The 23,547-nt window shown below is 36.2% G+C and carries 28 protein-coding genes, 1 tRNA gene and 1 pseudogene; 24 read left to right on the forward strand and 6 right to left on the reverse strand.

Annotated features, from left to right (window positions below; genetic code table 11):
• The 24 genes from ACE01P_RS17715 to ACE01P_RS17830 all read left to right on the forward strand — a co-directional run.
• Positions 1-374, forward strand: a 374-nt coding sequence (locus ACE01P_RS17715; protein WP_379700216.1) for a hypothetical protein, incomplete at its 5' end; no start/stop codon positions are given.
• A gap of 292 nt (positions 375-666) precedes the next feature.
• Complete coding sequence (locus tag ACE01P_RS17720) at positions 667-1,554, forward strand: helix-turn-helix domain-containing protein (RefSeq protein ID WP_379700217.1); 888 nt, start codon at positions 667-669, stop codon at positions 1,552-1,554.
• 33 nt (positions 1,555-1,587) lie between these two features.
• Positions 1,588-2,790: a hypothetical protein gene (locus ACE01P_RS17725; protein ID WP_379700218.1), complete on the forward strand. Its 1,203-nt coding sequence runs from the start codon at positions 1,588-1,590 to the stop codon at positions 2,788-2,790.
• Between the two features lie 16 nt (positions 2,791-2,806).
• Positions 2,807-3,346 (forward strand): hypothetical protein, encoded by a 540-nt coding sequence (locus ACE01P_RS17730; protein ID WP_379700219.1) that lies wholly within the window; start codon positions 2,807-2,809, stop codon positions 3,344-3,346.
• A gap of 168 nt (positions 3,347-3,514) precedes the next feature.
• The gene (locus ACE01P_RS17735) at positions 3,515-4,165 is read left to right on the forward strand and encodes a hypothetical protein (protein WP_379700220.1); all 651 of its coding nucleotides are present in this window, start codon (positions 3,515-3,517) and stop codon (positions 4,163-4,165) included.
• A 12-nt stretch (positions 4,166-4,177) separates the two neighbouring features.
• The gene (locus tag ACE01P_RS17740) at positions 4,178-4,858 is read left to right on the forward strand and encodes a hypothetical protein (protein WP_379700221.1); all 681 of its coding nucleotides are present in this window, start codon (positions 4,178-4,180) and stop codon (positions 4,856-4,858) included.
• 244 nt (positions 4,859-5,102) lie between these two features.
• Entirely contained in the window at positions 5,103-5,600 is a 498-nt protein-coding gene (locus ACE01P_RS17745; protein ID WP_379700222.1) for a hypothetical protein, read from the forward strand.
• Between the two features lie 203 nt (positions 5,601-5,803).
• A complete protein-coding gene (locus ACE01P_RS17750; protein ID WP_281631635.1) occupies positions 5,804-6,067 on the forward strand; it encodes a DUF4134 domain-containing protein in 264 nt (87 codons plus the stop codon).
• A gap of 11 nt (positions 6,068-6,078) precedes the next feature.
• On the forward strand, positions 6,079-6,387 hold the full coding sequence (locus tag ACE01P_RS17755; RefSeq protein ID WP_379700223.1) for a DUF4133 domain-containing protein: 309 nt from the start codon (positions 6,079-6,081) through the stop codon (positions 6,385-6,387).
• A 34-nt stretch (positions 6,388-6,421) separates the two neighbouring features.
• The gene (locus ACE01P_RS17760; protein WP_379700224.1) at positions 6,422-7,072 is read left to right on the forward strand and encodes a DNA cytosine methyltransferase; all 651 of its coding nucleotides are present in this window, start codon (positions 6,422-6,424) and stop codon (positions 7,070-7,072) included.
• A complete protein-coding gene (locus tag ACE01P_RS17765; RefSeq protein WP_379700225.1) occupies positions 7,053-9,521 on the forward strand; it encodes a TraG family conjugative transposon ATPase in 2,469 nt (822 codons plus the stop codon). Before ACE01P_RS17760 ends, ACE01P_RS17765 begins: the two co-directional genes overlap by 20 nt.
• Positions 9,522-9,533: 12 nt before the next feature.
• Positions 9,534-10,223: a conjugal transfer protein TraI gene (locus ACE01P_RS17770; RefSeq protein WP_379700226.1), complete on the forward strand. Its 690-nt coding sequence runs from the start codon at positions 9,534-9,536 to the stop codon at positions 10,221-10,223.
• 15 nt (positions 10,224-10,238) lie between these two features.
• On the forward strand, positions 10,239-10,856 hold the full coding sequence (locus ACE01P_RS17775) for a hypothetical protein (RefSeq protein ID WP_379700227.1): 618 nt from the start codon (positions 10,239-10,241) through the stop codon (positions 10,854-10,856).
• A gap of 11 nt (positions 10,857-10,867) precedes the next feature.
• A complete protein-coding gene (locus ACE01P_RS17780; protein WP_379700228.1) occupies positions 10,868-11,503 on the forward strand; it encodes a TerB family tellurite resistance protein in 636 nt (211 codons plus the stop codon).
• A 46-nt stretch (positions 11,504-11,549) separates the two neighbouring features.
• Entirely contained in the window at positions 11,550-12,716 is a 1,167-nt protein-coding gene (gene traJ, locus ACE01P_RS17785; RefSeq protein ID WP_379700321.1) for a conjugative transposon protein TraJ, read from the forward strand.
• Positions 12,717-12,740: 24 nt separating this feature from the next.
• Positions 12,741-13,352 (forward strand): conjugative transposon protein TraK, encoded by a 612-nt coding sequence (gene traK, locus ACE01P_RS17790; protein ID WP_379700229.1) that lies wholly within the window; start codon positions 12,741-12,743, stop codon positions 13,350-13,352.
• A gap of 80 nt (positions 13,353-13,432) precedes the next feature.
• Entirely contained in the window at positions 13,433-13,801 is a 369-nt protein-coding gene (locus ACE01P_RS17795; RefSeq protein ID WP_379700230.1) for a hypothetical protein, read from the forward strand.
• A 4-nt stretch (positions 13,802-13,805) separates the two neighbouring features.
• Positions 13,806-15,092, forward strand: coding sequence for a conjugative transposon protein TraM (gene traM, locus ACE01P_RS17800; RefSeq protein WP_379700231.1), 1,287 nt, complete (start codon positions 13,806-13,808; stop codon positions 15,090-15,092).
• 17 nt (positions 15,093-15,109) lie between these two features.
• The gene (traN, locus tag ACE01P_RS17805; RefSeq protein ID WP_379700232.1) at positions 15,110-15,940 is read left to right on the forward strand and encodes a conjugative transposon protein TraN; all 831 of its coding nucleotides are present in this window, start codon (positions 15,110-15,112) and stop codon (positions 15,938-15,940) included.
• Positions 15,941-15,967: 27 nt separating this feature from the next.
• The gene (locus ACE01P_RS17810; RefSeq protein WP_379700233.1) at positions 15,968-16,771 is read left to right on the forward strand and encodes a hypothetical protein; all 804 of its coding nucleotides are present in this window, start codon (positions 15,968-15,970) and stop codon (positions 16,769-16,771) included.
• A gap of 26 nt (positions 16,772-16,797) precedes the next feature.
• Positions 16,798-17,826: a hypothetical protein gene (locus ACE01P_RS17815; protein WP_379700234.1), complete on the forward strand. Its 1,029-nt coding sequence runs from the start codon at positions 16,798-16,800 to the stop codon at positions 17,824-17,826.
• Between the two features lie 22 nt (positions 17,827-17,848).
• Positions 17,849-18,136, forward strand: a complete 288-nt coding sequence (locus ACE01P_RS17820; protein WP_379700235.1) for a hypothetical protein — start codon at positions 17,849-17,851, stop codon at positions 18,134-18,136.
• A gap of 84 nt (positions 18,137-18,220) precedes the next feature.
• The gene (locus ACE01P_RS17825; protein ID WP_379700236.1) at positions 18,221-18,496 is read left to right on the forward strand and encodes a DNA-binding protein; all 276 of its coding nucleotides are present in this window, start codon (positions 18,221-18,223) and stop codon (positions 18,494-18,496) included.
• Positions 18,483-18,803 carry a hypothetical protein gene (locus ACE01P_RS17830; protein ID WP_379700237.1) on the forward strand — a complete coding sequence of 107 codons (321 nt, stop codon included), beginning with the start codon at positions 18,483-18,485 and terminating at the stop codon, positions 18,801-18,803. The genes ACE01P_RS17825 and ACE01P_RS17830 overlap by 14 nt, the downstream gene beginning before the upstream one ends.
• A gap of 40 nt (positions 18,804-18,843) precedes the next feature.
• Here the strand turns inward: ACE01P_RS17830 and ACE01P_RS17835 are convergent, their stop codons facing one another.
• The 6 genes and pseudogenes from ACE01P_RS17835 to ACE01P_RS17860 form a co-directional block, all read right to left on the reverse strand.
• The gene (locus ACE01P_RS17835; protein WP_379700238.1) at positions 18,844-20,151 is read right to left on the reverse strand and encodes a site-specific integrase; all 1,308 of its coding nucleotides are present in this window, start codon (positions 20,149-20,151) and stop codon (positions 18,844-18,846) included.
• A 291-nt stretch (positions 20,152-20,442) separates the two neighbouring features.
• Positions 20,443-20,523 (reverse strand) — tRNA-Tyr (locus ACE01P_RS17840).
• Between the two features lie 478 nt (positions 20,524-21,001).
• Positions 21,002-21,388 (reverse strand): annotated as a pseudogene (locus ACE01P_RS17845) (TlpA family protein disulfide reductase); the annotation flags it as partial.
• Positions 21,389-21,406: 18 nt separating this feature from the next.
• Complete coding sequence (locus ACE01P_RS17850; RefSeq protein WP_379700239.1) at positions 21,407-22,168, reverse strand: DUF4369 domain-containing protein; 762 nt, start codon at positions 22,166-22,168, stop codon at positions 21,407-21,409.
• Positions 22,169-22,430: 262 nt separating this feature from the next.
• A complete protein-coding gene (locus tag ACE01P_RS17855; RefSeq protein WP_095931645.1) occupies positions 22,431-22,871 on the reverse strand; it encodes a KTSC domain-containing protein in 441 nt (146 codons plus the stop codon).
• A gap of 375 nt (positions 22,872-23,246) precedes the next feature.
• Positions 23,247-23,492 carry a hypothetical protein gene (locus ACE01P_RS17860; RefSeq protein ID WP_379700240.1) on the reverse strand — a complete coding sequence of 82 codons (246 nt, stop codon included), beginning with the start codon at positions 23,490-23,492 and terminating at the stop codon, positions 23,247-23,249.
• Positions 23,493-23,547: the final 55 nt, after the last annotated feature.

Below are 23,547 nucleotides of genomic sequence, written 5' to 3' on the forward strand. Positions count from 1 at the left end.
TTTTAATTTTAGCGGATCCCGAAGGAAAACTAGTTGAAATTATAGATGACTCTGATTTGAGTATTGCAGTTAAAACTAATTTAAATGCATTTGTTGCAGATCTTATTAACAGACAGCAAGATGACTATGATGAGGTCTACGAACATATTGTATCCTATGAAGCTGCAGTTGTAGTTGATTCAATTTTGGAAGAAGATGAAAAAGATACAATTCTAAAAGTTTCTTCTATTTCAAGATACTCCTTATATGCAGAAGCTAGACAACGTGATCCTGATTGGCAGACTTCTGTAACAAACAGACCATCAGCTTCTTTCTTGAAAAAGAGCCAGATGACTTTTGTTAATCTCGCAGTTCTTTTAAACGCAATCAAATAAAATTTCTAAGATTTTTAAAATCCTATAAAATGAAACTGCGAAGCATTTTATTTACACTTCTGATTTTAATAAATCTGACAGGTCTCTATTTCATCATAGGTCTTTTTACCTATGATGGGATGGAAGCCGAAAATCATAGTGCGCTGATTTTAAGAAGCAATCTTAGAATCTCTGCGTATGTACTTTATATAACAACTCTCTCCAATCTTTATTTCTTTTTTTTTCTCATTATTCGAAGAAAATTTAAAGATTGAATATTAGGGTGCATATTAAAAATGTTAAGAGTAAAATAATGATAAAGAATTTAATCAATACAAAACTGGAAAACCGTCCTATTGAGGGATTTGATATTCATCTTATTAAAAAGTATGAAGCGGTTACTAGTGGAGAAGATGAATTTAGATCTGAAAATTTAGCAATATTGCTAATTAGGTCAGGTAGTTTTAAATTAAAACTTGAAGATGTTATTCAAGATTTGTCTGCACGAGATTTAATTATAATTCCTAAAGACTCTGATTGTAATATTCTTGAAATTCGAGATAGACTGCAGCTTTACCTAGTTACATTCTCTTCAGAATTTGCAGTTAAAAACTGTCTGAAGAAAGAGCTTATTGATTCGTTTTATTTTTTTATCAGAAAAGAAATGATGAAAGCTTCTCTGGATGAAAACGAATACTCAGTTTTATCTCTTATTTATAGGCTTGTATATTATGTAAATCTGGATGCAAATAGTGGAGGATGTGAAAGTGAACTTCGTCGCATAAGTTTAAATTTATTCCTTTACGAACTTCAAGTTATTTATACGAAGCATCTAGGGAATTCAATAGCTAGCTTCACAAGAAAAGAAAATATTGTTATGGAGTTTTTGACAATATTATCAATTCATTATAAAAAGCAACATCATGTTCAATTTTATGCTGGTGCTCTTTTTATCACTCCAATTTACTTAAACAGAGTAGTTAAAGAAGTAACTGGTAAGAGCGTCAAACTTTTAATAATAGAGGCAATTGTAAGCGAGGCTAAAATTCTTCTTGAGGATATTCAGCTGAGTTTGGTAGAAATAGCAGAGGAATTGGGATTCGATAATCTGTCAATTTTTAGGATATTCTTTAAAAAGTACACTTTATTATCGCCTTCTGACTATCGATCTAATTTTTTTGACAAATTGAACGGAAGCTAATTGTTGACGCAATTATAGAAAAAAAACTATGCTATGATGAATACTATATATCCACTAGAATGGTTTGATTCTTTGATACTGCAGACTTTTGATCCATTAAGCATTAATGTTGATAGTTTAACCGATAATGATATAGCAGCTATTACAGAAAATATTTCCAAAGAATCTATTAAAGTACAAGTACATCTAAAAAATGAAGTCTTCTCACTAAAAAAGAAAAGACATATTCGTGTCACAGTCAGACAATATCATTCAACACTAGTTTTTCTGCTGGACAGTATTATTGAGAATCGAACAGAAAGAGTCATCCAATCAGAGAAAATAATGCGGCTAGCGGATCTTCTCATTTCAAGCCTGGATTATCTGATTTCTTTTATCGAGGATAGGTTCTCTTATTATCTTAGTCTAGATGAGAGAGTTCCAATTACCTATCTTATGGTATGCAGAAAAGAACTAGCATTAAAACTGCAAAGAATCAGTAAAAGGAATTTAAACACTGAGTCTGATAAATTAACGATGAAGCGAGTTATAAAAATACTGCAGAATGCTATTGAAGCTGATAATGGAAAAAAACTTACTTATCGTCGGATCCTTTATTTCCGGGAGCTTTTAAAGCAACTTGAAGAACATAATGACGATCTGGAAAATCCTTCCATTTTCACTCCTCTTGATGAACTTCTAATTGATCATAACTTTAATTCGGTGCAATACATTTCGATACTTACGGAGAGAATGACTGAACATATTTACAATGCTGAAAAACAATCAGCCAAATTAAACCTGCTTTTGTTCTATTTCAAGGATTTCAAACAGCTTCACTCTAACGTAAAAATAACATTTGATGCCAGCCACCAGAACGTTAAGGATGTTTTGGAGAACTGGTTTATATCAGAGATTAGTTTCCTCCAAAACCGGGAAGAAGCTGTAGGATCAGATATTTTATCTTATAAAAGAAAAGCAAATAATTCACATTTAACTGATGAAAACAAGATCCAGTGCACCCTTTCCTCTGATCAAATGGGGCTTATTTTGAGAGCAACCGATGAAACAAGAATATTGAAAGCAAGATCAATGAGTCTGATTTTTAAAACGATTGTTCCTTATCTGTCCACGCCTTTTAAACGAAATTTATCTTATCAATCCGTCAGAAGCAAGTCCTATAATCCTGAGGAAAAAGATAAAGAATTTGTGATTAAAACCTTAGAGAAAATTATTAAGCATATAAAAGAATATTAATTTAATTTTTGAGATTATGAAAACATTATTAAAAATAGTGCCAGTGCTTCTGCTTCTTTTTATTTCATGCCAGAAAAAAGAACTGGATCCTAAGACTGCTGAAAATATGATTATTAATAAATATAAATATCCCTCAGTTATTGATTTTGAAGTTTTCCGGAATGATCCTGCCCATGCAAAAAGAATGCTGGATGCGGGACTGGAAGAAAAAGGCCTCGTGCAGATAAGGAAAGTAAGGGAATTTAAAGATCGTGACAAACCTTTGGTAGAATTTACTGATTTATCGAAACCTTTTCTGCTTGAAAGGACATCAGAGGATAAAGAATATAAAATTCAGAAGTTGAAGATAGGAACGAAAAGGTTCAGTAAAATCATTAAAGTGACTGCGGAAACAAGTAATAAAAAGATTGTGTACGTTGAGTATATTGTTAAATATGAAATGAATGATTTTGGAGTATTATGGCCTGGCCTTCCTGCTGAAAAAAAAGAAAAAGCATATTTTATTTATTCTGAAGATGGCTGGCAGATCATTGACAAATCAGATTTGTATTTATGAAAAAAGCAATTTAACATGAATAAAAATGTAGGAAAAATAATTAATGTACGAAGCAAATCAATATAAGATAATTCTTAAAAATTAATAAGGGTGTTTTATCGTTATTTTAATTGTTTTTTTTTACACTTGTAAAAGTTTTATTATTAATTAACCCATAAATCAATTATTATGATTAAGAAATTTATTTTAATTAAAATTTTTACTTTTTTTTTAGTTCTTATTTCTATCATTTCATGCAGCAGCGATAACACTGCAGAAGAAAATGTTAGTTCTGAAAAGAAAGATATAACAGCATTGGAAGCAAAAAGCTTTTTAAATGCTTATACATCTGCAAAATCAGAAGACAAAGAATTACTAGTCAGTAATTTTAGCAAAAAGAATAAAATTGATGTTAACGAATCAGAAACATTAACAGCTGCTGCTCTGGATACTTACAGCCCGGAAGAAATGGCAGCGATTATTCCTACTCCGGGAGGTGCCCAGCCAGGAGAATTAAGGACAGATGATATGGGGGGAAGTCTTTTTTACAGAAGGGTAGAATGGAAAGTGGCAGAAAATCCATACGGAATGTGGCGAATTAAATCCTTTGAAGATGTTGTACATAATATGTATCAGGTCTTACAGGTATCCCATTTCGGTACAAGGTTTGAAGGACTTACATTTGGTGTAATATCATGGCAGGAGTTTAATAGTGCGGGAAATGTACGAATAGTGGGGACACAAAATCAGATTTTGTCACAGGTTCAGGGCACCCTGCATGTAACAGGCTGGTATGACACGCCAATTGATAATTATTGTATTTTTACAATTTACCCATAAATCATCTTATCTATGTTATATAAATTTTGCTTTTTTATTTTTCTGCTTTTTGTTAATTTTTCGTGCTCACAAAAACGAGATGATTTATCCGGTTACATTACTTTACAGAGTGAAATTTCATCCAGTAAAGGCAGCGAATCTTTGACTCCTGTTTCAATTTTAACTATAGATAATAATAAAAATGTTTTAGAATTTAACGTTAAATTAAAAAGATTTAATGGAGAATTCGCAGGGGCAGATACCTTAAATGTCTTTTTTATAAACACACAGAAAGGGATTTATTCTGCTTATAAAAAAATCGGGATCGATGAAAAACCTTATTTAAGCGAGAGTATAGAAAACAAGAAAGAAGGATTAAGCTTTTTAAAAAGAGATGTTGACTTTTTTGCAGATGTGAAGGATATTAAAATTAAGGATACAATTCTAAATGGCAATAACTATAAGCTTGCCATTGGTTTTAAGAAAGCAGATAATTCAGAACTAAAATATGAGGCTTACATAAGCAAAACTCCAAGGTATTTTCCTGTTCAGATTAGTAAAATTGTATCTAAAGAGACAGATGGAGGATTTGTTGAGAAAGTCAGGATTATAGATAAAGCAAATGATCGAATTATAACTTTTAAAAGTTCTTATGAAAAGAAAGAGCTGCCAAAAAGTATTGATAAAATAATGAAAGCCTGGAGCAGGAATTAATTATTTACGGCTTATAAAACTTAGTTTTTAATTTAAGGGATGAACATGAGTTCATCCCTTTTTTTGTTTTAAAATATTTTATATGCTGATACCTCGATTTTATTGAAAGGGACAGGGGTACAGCTGGGGTACAGAAAAAGTTGTACTTGTAGAAGTTTTATTTTGGAAGTTACTTTGGAATGTAAAATAAACCATAATTGTTCTTCGTGGTTTATTCATAGTATGAGATGATGTTGAATGAAAAATGAAAAATGCTATGTTAAATTCTATTTCATGGAACAGTTACCTAGTGACTGTTGTTATTCTATTAGTTTTGTGGTATCTGTATATAGGCGTCCGCTATTATTCTTCTGAAATAAAGCAGATTCTCTCAGGCAGAAAGAAAATCGGTTTTCCGTCATTAGGAAAAAAAACAATAAATGATTCCTTGTCTTCTTCTGACCAGGAAGATGGTAATCCTACAAATCTCAATGAAGCATTTCAAGAATCTTTTGCTACCCTTGATGAGGTTAAAGAACTGTCAGCACTACTGACTGGAGCAGTTTCAGAAAGCGCCGAACTGCGCCGTCCAAAACAGGAGTTCAATAATTACATTAGATTAATACTCTCTGAATACCCTTATGTGAAGATCTCTTCTTTACGCAGCAATGTGAATAATCTGCTTGCTTACGAAACGAAAAAGCACCCCGAACTGCTTCTCACTTCTATTGAGGCAGACGAACTATGGGAGGAAAATAATTAAATGACAGCAGAGGAACTTTCCCCGTCCGCTCTAGTGCGGTATGGTAAAATGTGACAAGGAGAATAGATGATGCGACGGCGCTGTTCCTCTGCTTTTTGAATTAGTATTAATCTTTAAAATGATGTAAGATGTTGGATGATGGAATAAAGTTAAAGCGTTTTTTTAAAACTAACAAGGCATTAATAAGCACTATTCTTTTGGTTATGATAATTAATGGGAATGGATATGCCCAAGACGGTGTTGCCGGAATAAATGAAGCCAACCAAAAGGTGAGAAGCTATTTTGATGCAGGCACAGAACTTATGTATGCAGTAGGAGCAATACTCGGACTAATAGGAGCGGTGAAAGTATATCAGAAATGGAATGCAGGAGATCCCGACACAGGTAAAGTGGCAGCAGCATGGTTTGGCAGCTGCGTGTTTCTGGTAGTAGTTGCCACTGTGATCAAATCTTTCTTTGGAGTATAAGCAGCTTTAAAATGAGCAGTGTTTATCAGATTAACAAAGGGATCAATCAGTCAATGGAATTTAAAGGCCTAAAAGCTCAGTACATATGGTATCTGGGCGGAGGTGTCGTGGGACTGATGATTGTTTTTGCAGTGCTTTTCATAGTCGGCATTCCATCACTTGTCTGTGTAGCTTTAATTGGTACGGCAGGAACTGTGATGGTGATTAAGATCTATAAAATGAGCGGGCAGTATGGTGAATTCGGCATGATGAAGGCTTTAGCAGCCAGGCAGATTCCTAAATGTGTTAAAGTGCGGAGCAGGGCAGTTTTTATTAAGTGATAGTTATAGAACGTTGTTTAGATGAAGGTGAATTATGAAGGTCTTAAACTTATATGCCGGGCTTGGCGGAAATAGAAAAAACTGGGATGAGGTATCAGTTACGGCAGTTGAGCTGGATCCTGCACTGGCAGCTTTGTACGCGCAGAACTTTCCAGATGATAAAGTTATTGTAGGGGATGCACATCAGTATCTTTTGGATCATTATAAAGAATTTGATTTTATCTGGTCATCACCGCCGTGCCAGTCACATTCCTCTTTCAGGCAGAATATCTGTGTGAGATTCCGAGGCACACCTGCTGTATTTCCCGACATGAGGCTGTATCAGGAAATTCTATTTCTGCAGTATAATGCCGATTGTTTATGGGCTGTTGAAAATGTCAAGCCTTATTACAGTCCACTCATTGAACCTGATGCTGCTCTGCAACGTCATCTTTTCTGGTCCAATTTTCAGATTACAGAATCGGAATTAAAGGCAGTGATTAAAATACGTCACGCTCAGATTCCTGAACTGGAAGAATCTTTAGGTTTCAGTTTAAAGGAATCTAATATTTCAAACAAAAGGCAGGTTCTTCGAAACTGTGTGGATCCAAATCTTGGGCTCCATATTTTAAATTCGGCCAGAAGTATCATTATGAATAAAGTGAAAATTAGTAAAACTAGAAAAAATGCAAAAGGAGTTAGATGATGTTTTACCGATTATGGATGTGCAGCATGACTGCATTTTATCAAAGCAGGGTGATATAACAGTGGTTTTTAAGGCGGATCTGCCGGAAATTTTCACAATGTCTGACCAGGAATACGAGGCTTTTCACCAGTCATGGATCAAGGCTGTAAAAATACTTCCGAAGTTCACAGTTTTTCATAAACAGGATTGGTTTTTAGAAAGCAGTTATAAAGCAGATTTTGAGAATGAAGACAGCAGTTTTTTGACCAGAAGCAGTGAGCGCTTTTTTAATGAAAGACCATTTCTTGACCACTGCTGTTATATAATGATTACCAAGAAACCAGCAGGGAGAAAAAATTCCAGTTCGTTATTTTCTAATCTTATAAGGAATAATCTTGTGCCTGACGAAACTCTCAATTTGCAGTTTCTCCAAGATTTCATTGACAGCACGGGACAGTTTAAAAGAATCATGGAGGACAGCGGATTCATAAGGCTGAAAAGACTTCGCAACAATGAGCTGAAAAGTCAGAGCAGAAAAACGGGGCTCATAGAAAAGTACTGCTTTTTATCTGAAAAAGAAAATTCGTTCGTGTACAATGATCTCAAGTTTGCAGATGGGATGCAGATTGGGGATAGACACACCCAGCTGTATACATTGGGTGATGCAGCAGATCTGCCGGCACTCTGCGGTTCAAGGATCAATTTTGACAGATATTCAACCGATAAGACAAAGTTCAGCATTGGATTTGCCTCAACACTCGGCCAGCTGCTGTCCTGCAATCATATATACAACCAGTATATATTCATTGAAGACGCGCAGAAAACAATCCAGAAGCTGGAGAGTAAAAGATTGCGGCTTCAGTCACTTTCAGCCTACAGCCGGGAAAATATGATTGCAAGGGATGCCACAAATGATTTTCTCAATGAAGCGATTGCACAGCAGCGCCTGCCAGTAAAAGCACATTTTAATGTACTTGCCTGGACATCTGAAAAGGAAGAACTCAAAGACATAAAAAACAAAGTGTCATCTGCTTTAGCGCAGATGGATGCGGCGGCTAAACAGGAGACAGTTGGAGCTCCGCAGATTTACTGGGCGGGAATTCCTGGCAATGCGGCTGATTTTCCGATGAATGATGCCTTTGACACTTTTACCGAGCAGGCTGTCTGTTTTCTGAATATGGAGACCGGTTACCGATCCTCACTGAGTCCCTGCGGAATACGTCTTGGAGACCGTCTGACTGGCAAGCCCGTTCACGTGGATATAAGCGACGAGCCGGTGAAGATGGGAATCTGCACTAACCGAAACAAGTTTGTCTTGGGGCCTTCTGGAAGCGGAAAATCCTTCTTTACCAATCATATGGTCAGAAGCTATTACGAACAGGGAACTCATATTGTCTTGGTGGATGTTGGTCACAGCTACAAAGGCTTATGCGATATGGTAAACGGCTATTATTTTACCTATGACGAGAAGAATCCGATTCGTTTCAATCCATTTTATATTGGGGAAGGAGACAGTCTTGATACCGAGAAAAAGGAAAGCATCAAAACGCTTTTGCTGGCTTTGTGGAAGAAAGATGATGAAACATTTAACAGAAGCGAATACGTGGCGCTTTCCAATGCCCTGCAGCTGTATTTCGATAAATTGGATAAGGATGAATCCATCTTTCCCTGTTTCAATACTTTTTATGAGTTTTTAAAACAGGAATTTGTAACAATTCTTGAAGGTGATAATGTAAAAGATAAGGATTTTGATGTGAATAATTTCCTTTATGTGCTTCGCCCTTATTACAGCGGAGGAGAGTTCGACTATCTGCTCAATGCTACTGAAAATCTGGATCTTCTAAAAGAGCGCTTTATTGTATTTGAACTGGACAACATCAAAGACCATCCGATTCTTTTTCCGGTAGTGACCATAATAATCATGGAAGTTTTCATCAGTAAGATGAGAAAGCTGAAGGGTATACGAAAAATGATCCTTATTGAGGAAGCATGGAAAGCTATTGCAAAGGAAGGAATGTCAGAATATATCAAGTATCTTTTTAAAACTGTGCGTAAGTTCTTTGGCGAGGCGATAGTAGTGACGCAGGAGGTTGAAGATATTATCTCTTCACCCGTGGTAAAGCAGGCAATCATTAATAACAGCGACTGCAAAATTCTTCTGGACCAGAGCAAATACCAGAATAAGTTTGACCAGATTCAGGAACTGCTTGGGCTGACCGATAAGGAAAAGGCTCTGGTGCTTTCGGTAAACAAAGCAAATGATCCTTCCAAGAAATACAAGGAGGTTTTTATCTCACTTGGAGGAATGCTGTCTAAGGTATACAGGACAGAAGTATCTCTGGAAGAATATCTTGCCTACACTACAGAGGAAAGCGAGAAAGTAAAAATGAATGCCTACGCCCAAAAATTTGGAGGAGACATCAAAAAAGGAATTGCCGCTATGGCTAAGGAATTAAGAAGCGGAACTTAAATTAGTGTAAAAATGAAAACGAAAATTAAAGCTGTCACATTTTTAATGTGCTTCTTTTTAGTAAGCATGCCTGCAAGACCTGTAGAAAAGACAGCAGCCCTGCCTATACTGGAGATTGTAAAGGCAGTTACCAAGAAAGTAATTAAGGCAATTGACCTGGGGATCCAAAGGCTTCAGAACAAGACCATCTGGCTTCAGAATGCACAAAAGCAGATTGAAAATACACTTTCGAAACTGAAACTCAATGAAATTTCTGACTGGACAAAAAAACAGCGTGATCTCTATAAGGACTATTACGACGAGCTGCAGAAGGTGAAATCTATTATTGCCTACTATCAGAGGATTAAAGAAATTTCAGCAAAACAGAACCGCCTGATTGCGGAATATGAAAGGGCCTGGAATCTTTTTAAAAGAGACGACCATTTCAAGATCTCTGAACTTGAATACATGGAAAAAGTATATGATGGAATTCTTGAAGAAAGCATGAAGAATATCGACCAGATATTTTTAATCATAGAATCTTTCACCACGCAGATGAGCGATTTGAAAAGACTCGAAATTATAAATACAGCAGCGGATAAGATAGATTCAAATTACAATGATCTGAGGCTTTTTAACCAGCAGAATGTACTGCTCAGCCTCCAAAGAGCCAAAACAGATGCTGATACAAATAAAGTGAAACAATTTTACGGAATTCAGTAATCAACTCTAAAACTAATGAAAAAGATAATAATGCTTCTTGCGGTTTTATGTTTATCTGTATGCCAGCTTCAAGCTCAGCAGGCAAAACAGAAAAGAATGCTGCTGCTTCAGATAGCAGCCCTGCGAACTTATGTGGATTATGCTGCAAAAGGCTATAAGGCCTTTAAAAACGGACTTAACTTTATATCAGATGCAAAGAAAGGAGAAGTGAATCTGCACAGCGATTATTTCATATCACTGGTATCGGTTAATCCTAAAGTAAAAAGCTATGGCAGGGTAGCTGAAATAATCACTCTTCAGATTGAAATTTTTAAGATATATAAAAATACTTTAGCAAGCCTCCCTCAGGATGATCTGTTTCACGGAAATGAACTTGAATACATTGAAAGGACTTTCAGGCGACTGGCGGACAGCTGTGATGACAATCTTGATTTGCTGCTTCTTATCACAACCAGTACTTCACTTGAAATGAAAGATGATGAACGTATTGAACGCATTGATAAGCTTTATGAAGCCGCGCGGGAAGATTATTCTTTCTGTAAAAAATTCAGCGGTGAGATTAAACTTCTGGCATTATCAAAAGCAAGAGAAAAAAATGATGTCAAACAAGCCGAAGTTCTGCTTGGCTTATAAAATAACAAATCATGAAAAAGATACTTATATTTTTTGCAATGCTATTTCTGTTTTTTATGCCTTTTACTGGAAAGGCACAGTCAGCTGAAATCCAGCAGCTTATTTTAAATATCGAAAAGCTGTCGCAGTTTAAAAAGATATTAAGCGACATGAAAAAAGGATATGATATTCTAAGCGGAGGGTATAAGGCCGTCAAAGATATGTCAGAGGGGAATTTTTCACTGCATAAGACTTTCCTGGATGCCCTGATGCAGGTCAGCCCAGTTGTAAAGAATTACAAAAGAGTCGGGGACATTATCGACTATCAGTTAACGCTCATGAGGGAAAGCAGAAAAGGGATAGACCTTATAATTAAAAATGAAAAGTTCAGCCGTCAGGAAATTCAGTATTTTGAAAAAGTGTATTCTAATTTAAGCAGGGAAAGCCTCAGAAATTTAGACGAACTGACTTCCATCGTAACAGCTGATAAACTCCGAATGAGTGATGACGAAAGGCTTGCAGCTATAGATAAGATATATGAAGATATGCAGCAGAAGGTGCTGTTTCTAAATGATTTTAACGGATCAACATCAGTGCTTGCGCTGCAGCGTTCTAAGGAAGCTAATGATGCGAATGCGATTCGGAACAGTTATCGGTTTAAAAATTAACTCTGGCCTTATGATAAATATTTTCAAATCAGCTGTATTAGTATTAATGCTCTTTATGTTCCCTGAAACAGTTTCTGCACAGGGACTCGGAGATAATATTGGCAGTCTTCATGCAGTTCTGGAACAGCTTTACGATGAGATGATGCCGCTTTGCAGCAATCTGATTGGAGTCGGGCAGGGGCTGGCGGGATTTGCTGCAATTTTCTATATCGCTTCAAGAGTCTGGCGTCATATTGCCAATGCGGAACCGATTGATTTTTATCCGCTCTTCAGGCCCTTTGTGATCGGTTTCTGCATTATGATTTTTCCTTCTGTTCTGGCGCTCATAAACGGGATCATGAAACCAACCGTTACTGCCACAGCTTCTATGGTTGAAGGGGCAAACAAAGCAATCGAAGTGCTGCTGAGAGAAAAAGAAAAAGCAGTCAAAGAAAGCGCACCCTGGAAAATGTATGTCGGAGTGCTGGGCACAGGCGACCGCGACAGATGGTATAAATACACCCATGACGGTGCAGATCCTTCAGATGAAGGACTGATGGAAGGAATCGGAAATGATGTAAAATTTGCAATGGAGAAAGCTTCATATAGTTTCAGGAATTCTGTAAAGGAATGGGTTAGCGAAATTTTGAGAATTCTCTTCGAAGCTTCTTCATTGTGTATTGATACTCTCAGAACATTTCAGCTTGTGGTGCTGTCCATCTTAGGGCCTTTGGTATTTGGTATCGCAGTCTTTGACGGATTCCAGCATACCTTGACGGTCTGGCTTGCCAGGTATATAAACATTTATCTCTGGCTTCCCGTTGCCAACATTTTCGGCAGCATTATCGGGAAGATTCAGGAACAGATGCTCAGGCTGGATATCTCTCAGATTAATACTTCGGGAGACACTTTTTTCAGCAGGACCGATATAGGATACTTAATTTTCATGATTATTGGAATTGTGGGGTACTTTACTGTGCCTTCTGTGGCCAATTATATCGTGCATGCATCAGGAGGAAGCGCATTGGGACAGAAAGTGACAAGCCTGTTTGGCGGATCGACTTCCTCAGTGATTGGAGGAGCTGCCACAGGAGCAGGAATGGTAATGGATTCAATGGGAAATGCAGCAGGCAGAATGAGCCAAAGCATGTCATCTTCAGCAGCTACTTCGCCTTATTTTGAAGAAAAGGGAAATTATATGAGTGACAGGCTCAAAGGAAATTCTAAAAGTTAAATACACTAGATTATGTTTACGAAGATGAAAAATTTAGATACGGCTTTCCGCCATGTCAGGGGATTTACTATGCTGGTCGTTCTTGCTTGCGCTGCCATAACCTGTTATGCATTATATAAAAGTTTCAGCTCTGTTGCTTTAATGCAAGACAAGGTTTACATCCTGGCAAATGGAAAAGCGCTTGAGGCATTTGCATCAGACCGTAAGGATAATGTACCTGTTGAAGCAAGGGATCATGTCAGGACATTCCATCAGTTTTTCTTCAGCCTTGACCCAGATGATAAAGTAATTAAAGTCAATGTTACCAAGGCCTTGTATCTGGCTGATAATTCTGTCAAGCGCATATACGATGATTTAAAAGAAAACGGATATTATTCGGGAATTATATCAGGAAATATAAGCCAGACTGTTATTGTAGACAGCGTCCGCATTGAAATTAATGAATATCCCTACCGCTTTAAATGCTATGCCCGGCAGAACATCATAAGGACAACAAGCATATTGAACAGAAATCTGATTACAGAAGGAACGCTGCGAAATGTTTCAAGGAGCGATAACAATCCGCATGGTTTTCTGATTGAACGCTTCAATACTCTTGAGAACAAAGATCTTGGAACAGTAAACCGAAAGCCATGAGAAGTCTGATGCGAAAACAAAGACAGAATGTAAAGTCTTCAAGGTCATATATGATAATCAGATTCTGGTGGGTAACAAAAATGAATAGGCTGACTAGAGACCTTTCAAATTCACAGCTTAAGTTTTCAGTAATCATTTTTGCTGCCCTTGGAACGATTTTATGTGTTTCTAACGCATTGAGCGGTTTTCTGTCAGAAAGTCAAAAATCAATGAACATTGATGCAGTAAAAGTGATTAAGCCTGCTTATAGTGATGAGGGAGGCCATATGCATTCTCTGGATCTGCCATTTATCAAATATGCTGAGAGATCCAATATCAGCAGATATATTGACAGTGTGATAAATGCAGCAGACTTAACCGATTTGTCTAAAAATCAAAATTCCAACGCTGAAGATTTTAGCATCAGTCCGAAACTCAAGTCAACTAATTCATCTAACTATAAAAAATAAGATTATGGAAAATAAAACACTTTCAGCCAGAGAGAAAAAGAATCGCAGTATGATGCTGGTTCTTCCACTGCTTGTTCTTCCATTTATAACCATGCTTTTCTGGGTGCTTGGAGGAGGCAAAGGAACAGAAAATCCAATTTCAGGAACTGAAAAAAAAGGATTTAATATGCTGCTTCCAAATCCAAAACTAAAGGAAGATTCCAGTTTGGATAAAATGAGCTATTATGACCAGGCATCAATTGATTCTATAAAACTGCAGGAACAAAAAAAGAAAGATCCTAATTATTCGGTTGTTGCGGAAGATAATGATAATCTTGAATCAAAACGTTTTTTTGATACGGATGAGGTTGCATGGAATGATAAACAAAACGGACTGAAAACAGACTATCTAAAACCAGAGAATGAAAAGAAGATGTACCAGAAACTTGAAGCGCTCCAGAAAGCTATTGCGGAGCCTCCAAAAGAATATCAGAGCGGTCAGGAAATGAGGGAATTTCAGTACCAGAAAATGCCTCACGGTGAATCAGCCGAGTTGAAAAATCTTGAACAGCTCATGGCAGCCATGAGTGCGCCTTCTGAGCCTGATCCTGAACTTGCTCAGCTTGGCGGCATGCTGGAAAATATTCTGGATATCCAGCACCCAGAACGTGTACAGGAAAAACTGCGTCAGAACTCAAAGCTTCAAAAAGGAAAAGTTTTTTCAGTGAACAGAAAAGCTGAAGAGCAAAACCTGAGCTCTCTTCAGACCAACAAAGTAAATTATGAGCAGTCAGCAAATTCATTTTATTCGCTTGATGGTGAAATCAACGATGAACAAAATCAGAACGCAGTTGAGGCAGCTGTTCATGAAACGCAGACGATTGTCAACGGTTCTATTGTAAAAATCAGACTTGCAAGTGACGTTTTTATCAATGGCGTACTAATTCCCAAAAACAGTTTCGTTTTTGGGACAGCGTCACTTAAGGGAGAAAGGCTTGAAATAAAGATCAATACCATAAAATACCAGAATTCCATTTTCCCGGTTGAACTATCCGTCTTTGATATAGACGGCATTAAAGGCATTTACATTCCTGGAACCATAAACAGGGATGTAGCAAAAGCATCCGCTGACAGGTCCATGCAGAGTATTGGACTGGCAGGAGTCAGTGATTCTTGGGGAGCCCAGGCAGCAGGAATGGGAGTGGAGGCAGCCAAATCACTTTTAAGCAGGAAAGTTAAGCTGATAAAAGTAGGAGTCAAGGCAGGTTACAAAGTGCTTCTCTACGATGAAAAAGAAAAGAATGAAAGATAACTTTAAACTAAAAGAAAATGAAAAATTTAGAGACACTAATTATCACATTTATTTTTCTGGCTGGTCTTTCAGTTTCTGCACAGTATGATGCTAAAGCCGAATTTAATAATATACAGCTCAGCTATACAAAAACCACCAGTATTTTATTTCCGTATGCAGTAAAAAGCCTTGATATCGGAAGCCGTGATGTTCTGGTGCAGAAAGCAAAGGGAGTGGAAAATATCCTGCTTCTTAAAGCCGGGAAACAGAATTTTCCACAGACTAACCTGACTGTTGTAACTTCCGACGGTAAACTTTACAGTTTCATTTTAAATTTTGATGATCTGTGTCCTACATTAAATGTGGATGCACGGTTAGGAATTGGTGACGATAAATCGCTGCTGTTTTCCCTTGAGAACGAAAACCAGAAAGAAATAAAAGAATATGCCCTGCTTGCTCTATCCAAGAAAAATAAGGTAAGCGGACTGGGTTCAAAAAATGCAGAAATTGAGTTTAAGGTTGACGGCATATTTATTCATCAGGACGTGATGTATTTCAGAGTGTTTTTAGGGAATGATTCCAGAATTAATTACGATGTGGACCAGCTTCGTTTTTTTATCCGAGACCAGAAAAAATCCAAAAGAACTGCAGCTCAGGAAATAGAACTGACACCGCTTTTATGCACCGGAGAATTTAGCAGGATTTCCGACAAATCAGAAACTACAGTAGTATTTGCGATATCTAAATTTACGATACCGGAAAAGAAGAAATTCACAATGCAGGTCTTTGAGAAAAATGGAGGCAGGAATCTTGAACTTAATATAAAAAACAGGCACCTGGTAAATCTTGAAATACTGGGTAACTTATAATCAGTACTAATTTTAAATGTGAATATCATGAACGAGAAAAATGTACAGTATCTGAAAGACCAGTTAAAATATACTGGATTCGGAGAAACTTTTGATGCTGAATTAAGAGAGAATATTCAGAAGGGGGATAAGGACTTTAAATTGATGCATACCGGTATTATGAACAATGGTGTCCCTAACAAAGATACAGTAACCGTTAAACTGAATTTTAAAAAGTCCGACCAGAGCGATATGTATTTTTTCAATAGCTATCAGGTTAATCTCCAGAAAGAGGATAATAAGCCCGGATTGGAACAGACTTTTTATATTAATAATGATAATACCAGCATCACTCTCAAAGAGGCGTATAATTTGATGGAGGGCAGATCGGTCAATAAGGATTTAAAGAATAAGGACGGTGAAGCCTATAATTGCTGGATTCGTATGGACTTCAAAGAAAGTGACGACCGTGGAAATTTCAAATTGCAGCATTATCATCAGAACTATGGATATGATCTGGAAGCTTCGCTGGAAAAGCATTCTATTAAAGAACTGCTGACACCGCAGTACAAGGAAGATCTGATGAACTCTCTGAAAAAAGGCAATCTGCAGTCCGTAACTTTTGTGGTAGGAGGAGAGGAGAGAAAACAGTTTGTGGAAGCTAATCCCCAGTTTAAGACTATTAAGGTTTATGATTCTTCTCTGCAGAGAATAAATGACCGAGAAAGCAAGACCGAGAAACAGTCACAGTCCAAAGGAAAGAGTGCAGACCTGGCTGACAGCGCCGATGAGACTTCTCAGAAAGAAAAAAAAAGTAATTCCCGTTCAAAAAAAGCGGGCAGATCGGTTTAACGCGCTTAAATAATTAAAAAAGTGTTATGTCTTCTGAAAACAATAGAGTAGAAAACGAGATAAAAGTCTGGATGTCCAAGGAAGAAAAATTAAAGCTTTTATTTCAAAACAGCCCTCCGATAGAACGCTCTTTTGGCTTAGAAAAACTCAAGTTTTTTAAAATGCTTCTTTTTAAATATAAAAAGACTAAAGCCGTAGACGAAAAGATAACTTTGAGATTTCTTAAGCATGAGTATAATAATTTGAGACGTCAGGTCTACCCCAATATCATTGACCGGTTTTTTAATGAAGCGCTTAAAGCTGTTGTTTTTGAAAGTGTAGATAAACGTCATTATCTTAGAGATCTGGAATTGAACAAAAAGACTTTAGAGGATCAGCTTACAAAAAGCGGTTTTCGTGATGCTTATGGCAAAGTGTTGGAGCATATGAAGGAACAGCAGTTAAATTTTGCTGTTCCCGTTTCTTATCACATCTCAGAAAATGAACGGCTTGAACATTGCCTGCAATTTGTAAAAGATGTGCAGGGGGCTTACCAGTTTGATGGATTCAGATCAATTCTTTATACAGATTCGTCGCCATCCAGCCGCTGTACACATTACTTTAAGAATGAAAAACCTGAGAGCTTCAGCGCTGCAGAAGCATACGAAATGCTTGCAGGAAGAGCAGTTCTAAAAAGCGGAACCTGGAAACAGTTTAACTTCAACGACAGGGATCTTAATGACAATTATCGGATGCATGAATTTCCAGATGCGTATGGATACAATGTGAGCAATGCTTTACGGACTGTTCCTCTTAAAAATGATGACTATGAGACATTCGAATCCCTGGCCGATTCTTTGAAAAAGGGCAGGAGGGAAGAAGTTGTTCTTATGATACAGGGGAGAGAAATGAAAGTTTTTTTGGAAGCAAATCCACGCTTTAAAACCTTGAATTTTTATAACGACAGGATGCAGAAACTTAGTTTGGTGGAAATTAAAAACGGCTGTAAAATTAGCCCGCTGAAACCGCGGCAGAATATTGAGACTCAGAACGCAAAAAAATCTCATCATATGTGATTTTTCCAACACATGTACAGTTATGGAAAACCTTAAGCTTTTATCGGGATTTTTTCAGGCAATTGAAAATGACTTCAGGATCAGCACAACTCACATTGCAATTTTTGCGGCCCTGCTTGAATTTCGCGCAAGCAGGAATTTTATAAATCCAATACAGGCATACAGTATTGAAATCCAGAATATCGCTAAGGTCGTATCTCCAAAAACTTATCATAAATGCATGCGCGAATTAGATGATTACGGTTATCTTATTTATGTCCCGACAAAGAATAAGAATAAAAGAAGCAGTGTTTATTTTTATCTGGAATAAGCTTTGCCGCAATTTTTTTGGAAACAGGAAGATCTTTTTTAAGTATCTGATTTATTTTTTTGTAACGATTTAAGCTGGTATTTTATGGAAGAATTTATAACAAAAGATGATTTAAGGCAGTTTGGACTTTTAATGACCGATACAATCCGTAATGCGGTTGCGGAAGCTTTTAATGCAGAAAATATTGTAAGGGAACCTGAGTGGCTGAAGAGTAAGGCAGTCCGCAGGATGCTCGACATTTCTGCCGGATCTGTGCAGACTCTTAGAACATCACAAAAAGTACGTTTCAAGAAAGTGCTTGGATCCTATTATTACAACAGAGAAGATATTCAAAAACTTTTTAGTGATGAAAAAGACTAAGAAATTAAAAGAAAGCAATATCATGAAATATCTTTCAGTTTATATTGCTGATCCAAAGCTTAATGTGTGGCATTTGTCAATTTTAACGGCAATATTGGGCTTGGGTTACAGACAGGGGCAGAGTAGGAGGATACAAGTCAGCCGAAGTAAGATAATGGAAATGGCGCATGTAAATACAATACCCACTTATCACAAATATTTTAAAGAGCTGCAGGATTTAGGTTATATTAAATACAGCCCGTCTTATCATCCAGGTTATAAAAGTGTAGTTAAACTATATAAAAAGAGGCTATCTCAGAATTGTTGAGATAGCCTCTTTGATTTTAATTACCATCTGAAAGCAAGTTTCAAAAAGTTATGTTGTATTTCTTTTTAATTGCCTGGATTTCTTTTTCAAGTCTTCCGAGAACCGCTAAATCTGGTTTTGAAATCTTGGAAGCGTTTTTGTTCAGCTTTTTATTGAGAATTGACATTTCGCGTCCAATTGTTTTCTGCTCTGTGATGGCATAAGCTTCAGTCTGCTTTACTGATGCATGGCCGAGCAGTTCTTTAACCACGTTTATAGGAACATTGTTGTTGAGTGTGACTGTGCTTCCAAAAGTGCGGCGTGCTATGTGGGTATTTAACGTAAAAGGGAACCCGCACAAGACTGCAACCTCTTTCAGGTACTCATTCATTTTCTGATTCGATGATACAGGAAGTACAGTTCCACGCTGTATGCAGAGCGGGTGTTCTTTGTATTTTTCAACTATCTGCAATGCTTGGGGAAGAAGAGGTACATTAGTGGTAGAATTTGTCTTCTGTCTTTCGGACATGATCCATAAATTGCCGTCAATGCCTTCTTTTATATCTGTTTTCTTCAATTGATAGGCATCGATGTAAGCCAGGCCAGTGTAGCACTGAAAAACGAATACATCCCTTACGACATTTAGCCTGTCAGTTGTGAAATAATGCCTTTCTAGTTCGTGCAATTCCTGAGTGGTGAGCGGTTTTTTTACCAGTTTTGTTTTACGTCCTTTGAAGTTCTTAAAAGGATCTTTAGTGATTAATTCCTTATCAATTGCACGGATCACAATCTTTTTGAAATTTGCAATGTATTTGAGGGTAGTGTTGTTGCTGCAGTCGCGTACTGTTCTAAGATAAAATTCAAAGTCCTTAACAAATTCGAGATTCAAATCTGCAAATTCAACATCCTCTTTTTTAAGTTTGAATCTGATAAATGCTGTTAAATGGTTTTTAGTGATTGTAAATCTGTCGAGAGTACCTTTGGCATATCCTCTTCCAAGAAGCGCCTTCATTTCATCATTATGTTTTTGAAATTCTTCCAGTACCTTAATCTTCGGCGCTGTCCTGCCGAGAACCTCGTCCATAATTTTCTCAGCGGTTATAAGTTTGCCGCTGTACATCATTTCGGTTTTGATTTCATTGATTTTTAAAGTCAGAGAATCCAAAAAGAAGTTTATTGACTTTGCATCTTCCTTTGAGCCGACTGCTCTTTCAAACCTTTGATCCCATCGCGTATTATCCCATTTTCTCTTTGTTGAGCTTTCCTTGCGGATACCGTCAACAGTTATTCTGAAATATACGATCCATTCTTTACTTTCTATTTTGGGTCTTTTTAAAAAGAATCCCAAACCAAAACTGCTTTCCAACATAATCCTACTTTTTAAATTAATAAATGTAGAATAATATTACTGCCAAATCAAGTCGTTAATCTCGTTAACCCCTGTAAAATAAGGGGTTTTTGCTGTTTCTGGTGCACTTTTCTCTGCGCCTGAAAGTGCACCGATTCTGCACCTTTAATTTTGTGAGCTTTTATAAATATTGAAAATAGGCTTAAAACGAAAAAAACCTGCAAATCCTTGAATTTGCAGGTCTTCAGACATTTTTTGTGGCTTTTTAAAAAGAATGAAAACTTTAAGTTTTCCGCCTTTTAGGCCTTTCCGTGGGGAGAGCAGGATTCGAACCTGCGAAGTTCACACAGCAGATTTACAGTCTGCCCTCGTTGGCCGCTTGAGTATCTCCCCGATCTCAGCTTGTTGTGCTTTGTTGTTCTTAGCGGTGGCAAAGATAGGAACTCTTTCTACATTTCCAAACAAAAAAATGACTTAATTTTAAGTTATTTTAAAGTTATTTTTTAATCCGCTGGAATTGAATTAAATAAAAACATGTTAATTTGAAGTTTTTTTGGGTTTAATTCAAAAAGTAAGAATAGTTTTATGGTAAATTTATGGTTTCTACTTTGGATTTTGCATTGAATAAAGATGTCAAGCACTGCTTTTATTGGTGTATTAAATAAAATTTGATGGAAAATATTTAGCTGATATTGTTTTGCAATTGGCTTTTCTAAATTTCGAAACATTACTTCAACTTAATTAATCTTTGTAAAATCTTTTTTTAGCCAAGTTTTTATTTCTTTAAGGAGTGAAATTTCATTTTTAAGTCGGATATGTCATAAAACAAAAAAATCTCCACAAGGGAGATTTTTTTGTTTTAAAGGAGGGATTATTTAGCTAGTAATTCTTGAATCTTTGCTTTCAATTCATCACCTCTCAAATCTTGTGCTACCACTTTTCCTGACGCATCAAGAAGAAAAGTTGCAGGAATAGATTCAACATTATATTGTCTTGCAATTGGCTCGTCCCAAAATTTCAAGTTAGAAACATGAGTCCAAGTTAAACCATCTTTTGCAATAGCTTCCTTCCATTTTGCTGCATCTTTGTCTAAAGATACCCCAACAATGTTTAATCCTTTTGAGTGAAGCTCTTTGTATAAAGCCACAACATGAGGATTTTCTTGTCTGCATGGTCCGCACCATGAAGCCCAGAAATCTACAATAGTTGCTTTACCTAAGCTTTCTTTAAGCGAAACTACTTTTCCTTCTGGATTAGGAGCTGAAAAATCAGCTCTTCATTTAGCGCTACCTACTGCTGGAGCTGTTGCACCAACAGATGGCATTTTTGCTTGACCAAATCTAGTTTTGATTTCTTTTCCTGGAGCAGTACTTTTTAAAGGCTCTTCTAAAGTATTGTAAAGACCTTCCAATTTTTTCATGTCTGCAGTTGGGTCATTCAATAAACTTTGAATAATTAAAACTGTAAGGAAAGATTTTGGGTGATTTTCAGCGTAAGCTAAATATTTCTTTTTGCTTCCTTCTTGAACTTCTTTTTGGATTTCCATGTATTGTTTCATCAAGCCATTGATAGTTGCTGTATCTTGAGCTTGTTGAGCTTGCTTCATTTTATCGTTGTTCTTTTTCTGGAAATCAATTAAACTTTTTTGAGTTTTGTTCATATCTTCCATGAAAGTAACGTACTCATCATTGTTGTAAGTTCCAGAAATTTTAGATTTGTGGATACTATCTTTATCAATAGCAATTTTAATTTCTCCTGTTTCAAGGATAAATGGGATAGGTCCGTTAGCACCTTGTAATATTAAAGTATGGAAAGCTGGCTCAGTAACTTTTCCTTTTATTTCAAATTTTCCGTTTTCAACTTTTACTGTATCAAGAGAAAGTGGCATTCTTGTAGCAGGGTCCTGACCTTGTAAGATAATAGTTTTTCCATTTTCAATCCCTGTAGCAGTACCAGTAATAAGGTATTCTCCATCTTTAACTTTACTGCAAGAAATGATAGCTGCAGAAGCTGTAAGTACAAAAAGTATTTTTTTCATTATAAAAAATTAATTAGTTAATTGATTTGTGCAACAAAAGTATCTAAAATTATAAAACATACAGAATTTTGCAACCTAAAATTTTGTTATAGTTTTTTTTGGTTTAAAACGCCTAAAATCAGCGTGTTTGTTGGCTTGATTTGATTTAAAACTCTTAATAGGAAACTTATTTGAGCTATCTGTGTTGAAATATTTGAATTTTAAGCATAAAAAAAGCACTCGTTTGATAGAGTGCTTTTTCGTAAAATATAGTAGTATAAAACTATTCTTGATTTGTTTTCTTTCTCCAAGTAAAAGAGTTTAAGATATGTCTTTTAGCGAATCTAGCTGGAGAATCTGCATTTACCATTTTCACGTAAGTTGCTTTTGGAACACTGATGTATTCGTAAACACTTCCGTTAGAAAAATCAATAATTAAACGACCTTCCACAAATTTATAATCTGTAATAGAACAAGTTGAGATTGTTTCTGTATACTCAGGTAAATTTAATTTGATAGTATCAGGATGAATACTTACTAAAAAGTGGTAAGCTTCGATAATCGTTTTACTTTTTTCTTCTGCTTCTTTTAAACCAGCTTCATTTCCCACAAATTTATCAGGATGAGATTCTTTCATCGCATTACGATAAATTGTCTTTAAATCTTTTAACTCTGCAGTTTTTTCTACGTTTAGTAACTTGCGGTATTCAACTATTTTTTTCATAAATAAAAGGTAACTACTTGTCTATTAGTTTGAAATCGTTTTGTTTTAGTTCAAATCGACAAATTTTTTGCAAAGGTACACTTTTTTTTAACTTTTTAGTTTTGATGCAAAAAATATTCAGGAAAGTTGGTTTATTAAAATGTTAACTTAAGATTCTTGGATGTTTTTTTAACCGCAAAGAGCGCAAAGGGCGCTAAGATTTTTTTGAGAGTCATTAAAATGAAAAGTTCGCAAAGCTCTGTGTCGACAAAGCTTTGCGAACTTAATATTTAGACATGCTTAGATTCTTAATTTTAAAAAACTTAGCGCCCTTTGCGGTTAACAAACGTCCCAACAATCAACTCGAAACAAGAAAAACCTGAAACCTGAAACAAATTACTCAGGTTTATGATTCGCTTTATCGAAGTTTCTTGATTTTTTTGGATACTGTTTGTAGCTCATGTCGCTTGGGTTTTCAATAACAGACTTTATTGTAATCCAATCACCTTCCTTAAATTTGGCTTGAACCATTTTATAGTCTAAAAGATATACGCCACAGAAATAATTATTATTTTCATCTTTTTCGATAATGCCAGTAAAAACTCCTTTTTGAGGCATTTTTTGTTCTAAATCTTTAGACATGATTTTTTTGTTTTGAATTAAAGGAGCAAAGGTAAGCAATTTAGGTTTGGTTTGG

Source organism: Flavobacterium sp. HJSW_4 (genome assembly GCF_042436695.1).
In the GTDB taxonomy this organism is placed as follows: Bacteria; Bacteroidota; Bacteroidia; order Flavobacteriales; family Flavobacteriaceae; genus Flavobacterium.

What these genes read in the sequence shown, in the direction of transcription:
- ACE01P_RS17725 (WP_379700218.1), top strand. Translation starts at nt 1,588, where the DNA reads ATGATGAATACTATATATCCACTAGAATGGTTTGATTCTTTGATACTG.
- ACE01P_RS17765 (WP_379700225.1), top strand. Translation starts at nt 7,053, where the DNA reads ATGCAAAAGGAGTTAGATGATGTTTTACCGATTATGGATGTGCAGCAT.
- ACE01P_RS17735 (WP_379700220.1), top strand. Translation starts at nt 3,515, where the DNA reads ATGATTAAGAAATTTATTTTAATTAAAATTTTTACTTTTTTTTTAGTT.
- ACE01P_RS17820 (WP_379700235.1), top strand. Translation starts at nt 17,849, where the DNA reads ATGGAAAACCTTAAGCTTTTATCGGGATTTTTTCAGGCAATTGAAAAT.
- ACE01P_RS17855 (WP_095931645.1), bottom strand. Translation starts at nt 22,871, where the DNA reads ATGAAAAAAATAGTTGAATACCGCAAGTTACTAAACGTAGAAAAAACT.
- traN (WP_379700232.1), top strand. Translation starts at nt 15,110, where the DNA reads ATGAAAAATTTAGAGACACTAATTATCACATTTATTTTTCTGGCTGGT.
- ACE01P_RS17780 (WP_379700228.1), top strand. Translation starts at nt 10,868, where the DNA reads ATGAAAAAGATACTTATATTTTTTGCAATGCTATTTCTGTTTTTTATG.
- ACE01P_RS17720 (WP_379700217.1), top strand. Translation starts at nt 667, where the DNA reads ATGATAAAGAATTTAATCAATACAAAACTGGAAAACCGTCCTATTGAG.
- ACE01P_RS17795 (WP_379700230.1), top strand. Translation starts at nt 13,433, where the DNA reads ATGAATAGGCTGACTAGAGACCTTTCAAATTCACAGCTTAAGTTTTCA.
- ACE01P_RS17825 (WP_379700236.1), top strand. Translation starts at nt 18,221, where the DNA reads ATGGAAGAATTTATAACAAAAGATGATTTAAGGCAGTTTGGACTTTTA.
- ACE01P_RS17775 (WP_379700227.1), top strand. Translation starts at nt 10,239, where the DNA reads ATGAAAAAGATAATAATGCTTCTTGCGGTTTTATGTTTATCTGTATGC.
- ACE01P_RS17835 (WP_379700238.1), bottom strand. Translation starts at nt 20,151, where the DNA reads ATGTTGGAAAGCAGTTTTGGTTTGGGATTCTTTTTAAAAAGACCCAAA.
- ACE01P_RS17760 (WP_379700224.1), top strand. Translation starts at nt 6,422, where the DNA reads ATGAAGGTCTTAAACTTATATGCCGGGCTTGGCGGAAATAGAAAAAAC.
- ACE01P_RS17830 (WP_379700237.1), top strand. Translation starts at nt 18,483, where the DNA reads ATGAAAAAGACTAAGAAATTAAAAGAAAGCAATATCATGAAATATCTT.
- ACE01P_RS17750 (WP_281631635.1), top strand. Translation starts at nt 5,804, where the DNA reads ATGATAATTAATGGGAATGGATATGCCCAAGACGGTGTTGCCGGAATA.
- ACE01P_RS17745 (WP_379700222.1), top strand. Translation starts at nt 5,103, where the DNA reads ATGAAAAATGCTATGTTAAATTCTATTTCATGGAACAGTTACCTAGTG.
- traJ (WP_379700321.1), top strand. Translation starts at nt 11,550, where the DNA reads ATGCTCTTTATGTTCCCTGAAACAGTTTCTGCACAGGGACTCGGAGAT.
- ACE01P_RS17815 (WP_379700234.1), top strand. Translation starts at nt 16,798, where the DNA reads ATGTCTTCTGAAAACAATAGAGTAGAAAACGAGATAAAAGTCTGGATG.
- ACE01P_RS17740 (WP_379700221.1), top strand. Translation starts at nt 4,178, where the DNA reads ATGTTATATAAATTTTGCTTTTTTATTTTTCTGCTTTTTGTTAATTTT.
- ACE01P_RS17755 (WP_379700223.1), top strand. Translation starts at nt 6,079, where the DNA reads ATGAGCAGTGTTTATCAGATTAACAAAGGGATCAATCAGTCAATGGAA.
- ACE01P_RS17770 (WP_379700226.1), top strand. Translation starts at nt 9,534, where the DNA reads ATGAAAACGAAAATTAAAGCTGTCACATTTTTAATGTGCTTCTTTTTA.
- ACE01P_RS17730 (WP_379700219.1), top strand. Translation starts at nt 2,807, where the DNA reads ATGAAAACATTATTAAAAATAGTGCCAGTGCTTCTGCTTCTTTTTATT.
- ACE01P_RS17810 (WP_379700233.1), top strand. Translation starts at nt 15,968, where the DNA reads ATGAACGAGAAAAATGTACAGTATCTGAAAGACCAGTTAAAATATACT.
- traM (WP_379700231.1), top strand. Translation starts at nt 13,806, where the DNA reads ATGGAAAATAAAACACTTTCAGCCAGAGAGAAAAAGAATCGCAGTATG.
- traK (WP_379700229.1), top strand. Translation starts at nt 12,741, where the DNA reads ATGAAAAATTTAGATACGGCTTTCCGCCATGTCAGGGGATTTACTATG.
- ACE01P_RS17850 (WP_379700239.1), bottom strand. Translation starts at nt 22,168, where the DNA reads ATGAAAAAAATACTTTTTGTACTTACAGCTTCTGCAGCTATCATTTCT.
- ACE01P_RS17860 (WP_379700240.1), bottom strand. Translation starts at nt 23,492, where the DNA reads ATGTCTAAAGATTTAGAACAAAAAATGCCTCAAAAAGGAGTTTTTACT.